Raw genomic sequence first — 7,649 nt, 5'->3', positions numbered from 1 at the left:
GCTTCGGCAAAACGAGGCTCGGTGAAACAGGAAGGTACAAGACGAAATTCGTAAGATATAAGTCGTACCATAGTAAAAATTGTTTAAATACAAATTTTAATTGGTTTAGATATATTTTTCGTATCGGCATTCTTTTCAACGGATTCAAATCCATTTAATAAACTTGAGCTAGAAGATAACTTATTAAAAGCGTATTCAACCTCTGATTTAATTTATGTGATAAATATTAACAAACCAGAGAAAATAACTATAAAACAATTAGTTGATTTAGAGTAAATCAAAGTTATTCTAATCTATAATTCCAAAACAAAACATGTGTAAAGAAGGTGTCAATAATTCTTTGTTTACAGTGAAAAAACGGTTTCAAAATCAAATGATGGGGAATTTTAAAAGTTTATTTGTTGAAAGATCAAAAGCATTGATTTTTGAAGGGAAAAAATTCATTGAGGGGGATACTAGCTGGATTGGAGGTAATGCTCCAGCTTATTTTGACAATCAAGAAGATTTTCAATGTAAATATAGTTCTAAATATTACTTTTTCTTATCATTAGTAAATCCACTAAATCCAAATATGATGTTTACAATTTTTTTTCCTAGAGACTATGATGAATACTTAGAAAATAATATGTATCCTAATTGTACAATTCTCTTAGTCGAACATCCTTTATCTAATGAGAGTAGTAAAGAAGTGTTTACTAATCCAAATATGAAGAAGTATGCGATTAATAATTGTAAATTAATAAATAACGACACTAGCGAGAATCATAATTTTTTGGTTAAATTTGGAGGGAGCCCTGTGCACATACAAAATAAAAACATTTTCACTAGAGAATTAAAAGCTGATTCTTTTGATTTTTTATTTCAAATTGATGAACAAGGGTATCCAGAAGAAGATGATTTTATCCAAGGAAACTATCCATTTTCATATGGTGCCATATACGTATATGCACAAATTAGTAATGAGAGTGTTACAGCTCCTGTTGTTGGATATTGGCAGTTCTCTTAGTAAAGCAACTAAAAGTTATATATGAGAGATTTTATTATGCAGCTTAAAATATTATTTCTCTATTGTCACTTAAACGTTCATTAAATTAAGACTTGTATAAGCCTAAAAAAGAGTAGCAAAATTCTAGGAATTGGATTATTGTGTACTCTTTTTTAATAGTGTTTTTGTGTGATAACTCGTTAAGTTGTAGTTAAATGAGTTAAAGGTCAGGCAAAAGAGAATACCAAGGAAAATGATTTTCATAAGATTAAATAAACGAACAGAGGAAAACATTACGAAATGTTAAAACAAAACTACATTATCAAGGATGATAAAGATGAGTTATTATCAGCTATTTAGCAATTACGGACGAGATGTGTATTTTTCTTACACTGAAAAAAACGAATATGATCAATCTGACTTTAGAAAAGGTCTAGTCTATCCTCTAGATGAGAAACTTCATTATTCAATAGATAAATTTGATCCATATTTAAACGAATATGATATCCTGCCAACAATAGGGGGGCTATTGGTAAGTTTAAAATTCAAGAAGCTAGTAGAGCGATTAGGTTCAGATTGTCAGTTTATTTCTGCGGTCATAACGTCTACAAAGAGCGGTGAAATCAATGACTCGTTTTTTGTCATGAATATATTAAATGTAATTTCTTGTTTAGATATGGAGAAATCGGAATATAAACCGTTATTAAAGTCTTTGCCTAATGGACCAATCGAAGTTTTGTCTGTAAAGTATGTACCCAACTCCCTAGATGGACATCATATTGCCAGAATGAAAGAATATAAAGGCTATATTATTGTAGATGATGTATTTATAAAAGCATGTAAAGTGCAGAAGATTAAAGGTGTAATGTTTGTCAAAGAGGGAAGTACCCAACGACCTGAATTCGTTGAATTGTAGGTATCAACAATAAAAGTTAGTAATGACTTATTATTTAGAGTTAACATTTGGAGAAGAGGGATTTTATAATGAAAATATTTAAAATAGAAAATGATTTTAGATTTAAAGATCTAACTTTTTTAAATGAAGAAGATGTTAGTCTTTTTTCAACTTTTGTAGGAAAGAAGATTACGCTAGATTGGAAAGAAGAAATTTTTGGTATCTCAGAAGACATACATACCAGAGGAAAATTGTTAGATTTTGATTCGCGTTGTTATGGAGATACATTAATAATAAAAGCGAAATTTAAAAATCTTTTTATTGAAAAATTTTCTGACATTATAGAAATTTTCCCGATAAAAATCAAAGGTATTGCAGACGATTATATTTATATAAATGTAACGAATGTGGTCACTGCAATTAATTTTGATGGGTTAGATTTGCAGGAATCTCTTGCAATGATGCGGAGTAAGAATATCCTATTTAAATTAGAAAATTTAGGAAAAGAAATTATATTTAGAGACACAAAAATTAATTCAAGCTATTATTGTACACAAAAGTTTATAGACTTTATTGAAGGAAACGAAATTAATGGATTGTGCTTTGAGGAGATAGGAACAGCTAAGTGAAAATTAGAATAGGATAAATGAAGGTTACTTTTTTCATTGTTTTTTATATAATCGAATATGCTATGAAGAGAATTATTTCTCTTCATAGTCACTATAATGGTTACCATTAATGAATGTATCTGAAGTGTCCAGATTCAAAAAAGCTAACTCTCCTAGCTCACAAATACAATTAGTTAGTTTTAATATTGCAAACTGCTTTTCATTAAAATTCACAATGATATTAAGAAAATTATCTAAGTCGTCCACAGTAATACCCTCTTCCTCCATTTCTTTCTCGGTTATAAAATCATCTATATGGTAAGAAATGTCGGTAGCATCTAAAAGAAGTAACTTTTCAAAATCCTCGCTTATTTTATTACCAAAAACTAACTCCATTAATTCGAATTCTTTTGAGTTTTTAACTTGAATGAATAGAGCTCGTAGTATGTATTTTAATGAATAATTCATAATTGAATTAAAATCTTTTTCAACAGTCCCATCTTCTATGTGAAAAGAAATTTCATGAATCATAGCTGTATGAAAATTATTTAAAATAGATTGATAAATAGGGTGACTAATTTCTGCTAATGTGTCATTCCAAATTTTTATATTCTTTTCAAAGGTTTTCATTATTCTATCCCCTTCTATATTGTTTGTTTAATTTTACCATGTTTGTTTGTTGGATTAAACTGTTGTATTAAATAGGTGTTAATAATGTTAAAATTTTACTATATAAGTTTTTTCTAGAAACACTAGATAATCTAGTACCATGGCATCTAATATGGCTTTGACCTTTTAGCTAGAAAGCTTGATGTTTATGTCTGTGCTATGAAACTTTAGTGGAGTGGTTGGGACATAAAAAAGAATTTAAGGAAGTGTAGTTGATGATAGAAAAGGATTACGAGTTTATTATAAAAATTTACGAAGAATATAAATTTTTATATAAAGAGTTGCTTAATCAAGTTGAAGACATAAGAAATCAAACAGTTCTTTGGAGTAACACATATCTCGAAATGTATCCATTTCAATATGAATTGAATCAATTACCAAAGCCGAAAATATATAAAAATGAACCGAAATGTAAGGAAGGAATTATTGTGAACAACCTAAAAAACAATGAACTATTTTATTCTTTTAAGGCTGAAAATAAGGGTTGGGGAAGTTCTTTCATAATCAATGAAGATGAAAGCAAGATTTGTCTAAGATTTATTAGCGAAGATGATAAAATGATTTTAAGTCAGGTATATTGTGTAAGATATAACGGAATCTTGATACAAAAAGTATTATTCTATACAAGAGACGATGATATGGAAGAAGAAACGTTTATGATTGACAGATATTTATATCATCATGATAATAACACGATTCAAACGATAATGAGAGACGGTTTTTTTGAAGACAAAATGAATATTTTACCCACAAGGAAGTTTAGGTTTGAATATACAAATGGAGATGTATCTATTTATTCAAAACAATTAAAAAAAGATAAACAATATGTTGAAGAATTATTGTATTCTACGGTTCAAGTAAAAAATTATGATCGAACATAGTCGTAAAAGATAGTTCAAACGATGTTGCACGAATGAGAGTAATGAGATGGGGAATATTTTCTAATGACAGCGGCATCTCGCTTAGAGCAAATCCAGTAAAAAAGAACGCACGATAATCCGTTTGTTTAAGACTGGAGATTTAATCTGTTTTTGAATGATCAAATACATATTGTTTTGGTAGGATATTGTCTAAAGTTTCGATAAGAAATGTAGCAGAAATTTTTGATTTTGATTCCCCCACCTAATTATAGGAGTAAATGAAATAGAAGAGTGTAAAAGGTTAATTGAGCTAGCAATTCTGGTTCCTACTCTTTATTCGAAAGAAAAATTGAAGGTGACTGGAGAATAATAGGTTATCAAAAAAATTATGGTCCTACCGATTTTAAACATATTATTTTATTTAGGTGTTGGAGAATATGTCGTAAAGCTGATATTTTTGATAAAGAAGTTCCAATTACAGATTGTGAAGCACAGGGATTACATGAAATATGATATCAATTGTTAGCAGAAGCAGCATAAAAAGTGAGTTAATAATTAGGATATGCCTTTGGAATCCATTGTTGTATCGATAAGGATGATGTTCCAACTGTAGTGGTTAACAAACCGAAGAAAATGGCATTGTAAATAAAGGAAGTGAATTATTTTGAATAATAAGTTATTAAATATTGAGGAAATAACGATAATTTTAGATAGAGATTTTATTCCTTTAGAGTCCGTTGTTACAGGATTAAGACTAAAGAAACAAGTTGAAATGGAAACAAATGTTGAGGGGGTAGAGCGGAGACTTAAGGTGAAATTCCCTGTTGATTTTGTTAATTTAATTTTAAATTACGATTTTGGGGATTTTAGTATTTTAGGGGTACATTTTGGTAGTCATACAAATTATCTAGAAACGTTAATAAGTTACCATGAACATTTATCTAATGAAGATATAAAGAATTTTTCCAATCAATTTATATCTATAGCTATGGGAGATAACTTTACACTTATTATGAATGTTAATTGTGGGAGTATTTACGTTTATGGCTCAGAGACACTATTTAATAACAAAATAAAAGTAGCTGAATCTTTCACGAAACTAATTGAAACATTAGGAACAGCGTATTTTCATACTTCTCAAAACACCCAAACTGAGTTTTTAGATATTATAATGAAAAAATTTGACGAAGATTGCATAGACTTTTGGAAAGAAATCATCAATTAAACATGTTACGATCTGGATGATGCAATCATTGTAGCACCTTATTCCTCGAATTTTGCAAGCACATTCAAGCAAAACAAAGGTAGAGGAGACAGTTTCTAATAAGTAGAATCAAAAGAGTAGTAAAACCAAAGACGGTTTATCTACTTTTTTTACTTCTAATATGGAAATGTTTACATACAAATGATTATTTTGTTAATATAATTGATAGATAGATTGTGTGATTAGGTAAAGAATAAAAGGGAATCTGGTGAAAAAAAGAGATAGTTAAAAAGAAGAGTAGGAACGTAAAAATTCAAATATAAAGGAATGATTAAATGAATGGGAAAAAATATTGGAAGTATTTTGATCGCGCTATAAAAGACTACAAAAAAAGAGTGATTTCAGATGAGGAAGTAAAAGAAATACTAGATAATCGAATGGCTGAAATGAAAGACTTAATTCAAAAAAATGAAAATAATCGATTAGCGGATCGTTTAAAAATGGGAATAGGTGTTCACCTCGAAATGAATGCAAAAAATAGAATATTAAATGGCGAATCCTCAGCATGGATTTTATTAGAGCAGCAACTTTTTTGGTTGAATCAAATGATCAAAAGTAATCCTAGTAGAAGAAGTGTTTCAGGTAGTCAAATAGGAGGACTTATCGGGCTTTCTTTATTATGGGATTATGAAGAAATTGCAGAACTAACATACAAATATGCAACTAATATGTTTATGAAAGATCGAGATTTTTATTCTGAGAATAAGACGCATCATGTTTTTATGACGTGCCTCTATCATTATTGGAAAACTGGAGAAATGCCTGAATTGTTTAATGTATTACCAGAAGAACATATCTATCAAAAATTAATGCGCAGTTGGAATGAGACACATAATTTTGCAGAGCATCTTTATGAATTATGTAATTTTCATATCTACAGTCTAAGCGATACGCCAGATAAATCAAGTGAAATTTTATCGTTTGACTGTATTCCTTATGATTATTATTGTATTCGAACAATACGAGAGAAAGAGGGGCTAGACACACCTTATATAGAGCATCCATTGCTTCAAACATCTCTTGCAGAGATACCACAAGAGAAACCTGGATACAAGCTTGAGGATGATGAGATATTGCAGTTCGTCATTCAAAATGAAAAAGTACCAGATTCACAGCGTATTATACGTTAGTAGTATTTCATTATTTAAATGAACCAATCATTTTTTAGGAAAAGGAATGAGTGTATGCATACACTGTTGTTGCTTGTGCAAAAGCTTTCATGTGAAGTAGAAGAACAAATTTTTTCAGAGGTTTCATTAGCTATACAAAAACCAGAGTCCTACTTCGAGATGTTTAAAGATCGACTCGATGAAAGAGGGATAGACAGCCCGATTGATGAATTGGCATGGATTTCTTTGGTTGATGCACTTCTTGATCATGGTTTGGCATTTGAAATCGATTGGAAAGAGTCAGGTTTATACATTTGTGATGTTGTTGATGAATTGCTAGATAGAAAAAATATGGCGTGCGTGAGTTGGGAAGACTTTGAAGATGGTGAATTTGATGAGCTACCAACGTCCCAATATTTAAATAAAATCTCCGAAAAGTTAAAAGAACAGGCAATATCGTTGGCAAGCTTGGATATTGAAAGTGACTGTTACGTTCTAATAACCGTTCCATCATCTGACATTGATGAAATGAAAGCTTTGGCAAAGGAAGCAGGTTATAGCATTCAAGATTCATTTTGAAATCGTGGGGAATTCTTTTCATTAAAAATAATAAATTTTGGAGTGATAGAATGAGTTACTTTATGCTAGTAAAGGATGAGGTTAATTCTCCTAACTTTTTAAAAGGTGTGTTGCATGAAGAATTTAATGAAACAAAATTTAATGAAGGTATGGAATATAATTGGAATAGACTCTTTTTTGAAAAGGCGGATTTACCGAAAAAACTTTGGTTGATTACTACAAATAAAATTGAATTTGATTACTATGAAGATTTTTCAGGACATATCGTTAGCAACAAATTTTTAAATCTAATGAGGGAAAGTAACTGTTTACAAGATTATGTAATATCTAGCCTGGATATAGTAAATACAAAAGGTAAGCCCAAAGTCAATGAACCTTATTTTTTTCTGAAATTTTATAATAGAGAAGATTTAGTGGATTATGAGAAATCGGATTTTATAACTAGGGAAGTCCCAACAAACAAATCCTTTAGCTTAAATGGAATTTTTGTTGAAAAATATAAGGAAATTATTTTAAAAGAAACTAATAAGGATATTTTTTGTTTAAAGGATTTAAAATTGGTGAGTTATTTGTTTTGTTCAGAAAAATTCAAACGGCAATGTAAGATCAATGATATTAAAGGGCTCCGTTTTATTGAAATTGGTGATATACCACAATACTTTTTGTCAATAGAGCGCTAG

9 protein-coding genes are annotated in these 7,649 nt (G+C 29.6%); 8 read left to right on the top strand and 1 reads right to left on the bottom strand.

Annotation, left to right across the window (positions count from 1 at the left end; genetic code table 11):
* Positions 1-340: 340 nt before the first annotated feature.
* The 3 genes from C9J37_RS26730 (at position 341) to C9J37_RS26720 (ending at position 2,509) form a co-directional block, all read left to right on the top strand.
* On the top strand, positions 341-1,006 hold the full coding sequence (locus C9J37_RS26730) for a hypothetical protein (protein ID WP_107897827.1): 666 nt from the start codon (positions 341-343) through the stop codon (positions 1,004-1,006).
* A gap of 316 nt (positions 1,007-1,322) precedes the next feature.
* Positions 1,323-1,901, top strand: a complete 579-nt coding sequence (locus C9J37_RS26725; RefSeq protein WP_107897826.1) for an imm11 family protein — start codon at positions 1,323-1,325, stop codon at positions 1,899-1,901.
* A 68-nt stretch (positions 1,902-1,969) separates the two neighbouring features.
* Positions 1,970-2,509 carry a hypothetical protein gene (locus tag C9J37_RS26720; protein ID WP_107897825.1) on the top strand — a complete coding sequence of 180 codons (540 nt, stop codon included), beginning with the start codon at positions 1,970-1,972 and terminating at the stop codon, positions 2,507-2,509.
* A 72-nt stretch (positions 2,510-2,581) separates the two neighbouring features.
* Here the strand turns inward: C9J37_RS26720 and C9J37_RS26715 are convergent, their stop codons facing one another.
* A complete protein-coding gene (locus C9J37_RS26715) occupies positions 2,582-3,118 on the bottom strand; it encodes a hypothetical protein (protein ID WP_107897824.1) in 537 nt (178 codons plus the stop codon).
* A gap of 254 nt (positions 3,119-3,372) precedes the next feature.
* On the opposite strand from C9J37_RS26715, the gene C9J37_RS26710 reads away from it, so the two are divergent.
* From C9J37_RS26710 to C9J37_RS26690, 5 genes are all read left to right on the top strand, one after another.
* On the top strand, positions 3,373-4,038 hold the full coding sequence (locus tag C9J37_RS26710) for a hypothetical protein (RefSeq protein ID WP_107897823.1): 666 nt from the start codon (positions 3,373-3,375) through the stop codon (positions 4,036-4,038).
* A gap of 643 nt (positions 4,039-4,681) precedes the next feature.
* The gene (locus C9J37_RS26705) at positions 4,682-5,242 is read left to right on the top strand and encodes an SMI1/KNR4 family protein (RefSeq protein ID WP_107897822.1); all 561 of its coding nucleotides are present in this window, start codon (positions 4,682-4,684) and stop codon (positions 5,240-5,242) included.
* Between the two features lie 314 nt (positions 5,243-5,556).
* Complete coding sequence (locus tag C9J37_RS26700) at positions 5,557-6,411, top strand: hypothetical protein (protein WP_107897821.1); 855 nt, start codon at positions 5,557-5,559, stop codon at positions 6,409-6,411.
* Positions 6,412-6,465: 54 nt separating this feature from the next.
* On the top strand, positions 6,466-6,969 hold the full coding sequence (locus C9J37_RS26695) for a DUF6630 family protein (RefSeq protein WP_107897820.1): 504 nt from the start codon (positions 6,466-6,468) through the stop codon (positions 6,967-6,969).
* A 50-nt stretch (positions 6,970-7,019) separates the two neighbouring features.
* Positions 7,020-7,649: an Imm43 family immunity protein gene (locus C9J37_RS26690; RefSeq protein WP_137067883.1), complete on the top strand. Its 630-nt coding sequence runs from the start codon at positions 7,020-7,022 to the stop codon at positions 7,647-7,649.

Source organism: Lysinibacillus mangiferihumi (assembly GCF_003049665.1).
GTDB lineage: Bacteria > Bacillota > Bacilli > Bacillales_A > Planococcaceae > Lysinibacillus > Lysinibacillus mangiferihumi.
Note: the sequence above shows the minus strand (reverse complement) of the source record. Positions and strands in the feature narration are given on the sequence as shown.

What these genes read in the sequence shown, in the direction of transcription:
- C9J37_RS26725 (WP_107897826.1), top strand. Translation starts at nt 1,323, where the DNA reads ATGAGTTATTATCAGCTATTTAGCAATTACGGACGAGATGTGTATTTT.
- C9J37_RS26720 (WP_107897825.1), top strand. Translation starts at nt 1,970, where the DNA reads ATGAAAATATTTAAAATAGAAAATGATTTTAGATTTAAAGATCTAACT.
- C9J37_RS26715 (WP_107897824.1), bottom strand. Translation starts at nt 3,118, where the DNA reads ATGAAAACCTTTGAAAAGAATATAAAAATTTGGAATGACACATTAGCA.
- C9J37_RS26710 (WP_107897823.1), top strand. Translation starts at nt 3,373, where the DNA reads ATGATAGAAAAGGATTACGAGTTTATTATAAAAATTTACGAAGAATAT.
- C9J37_RS26700 (WP_107897821.1), top strand. Translation starts at nt 5,557, where the DNA reads ATGAATGGGAAAAAATATTGGAAGTATTTTGATCGCGCTATAAAAGAC.
- C9J37_RS26695 (WP_107897820.1), top strand. Translation starts at nt 6,466, where the DNA reads ATGCATACACTGTTGTTGCTTGTGCAAAAGCTTTCATGTGAAGTAGAA.
- C9J37_RS26690 (WP_137067883.1), top strand. Translation starts at nt 7,020, where the DNA reads ATGAGTTACTTTATGCTAGTAAAGGATGAGGTTAATTCTCCTAACTTT.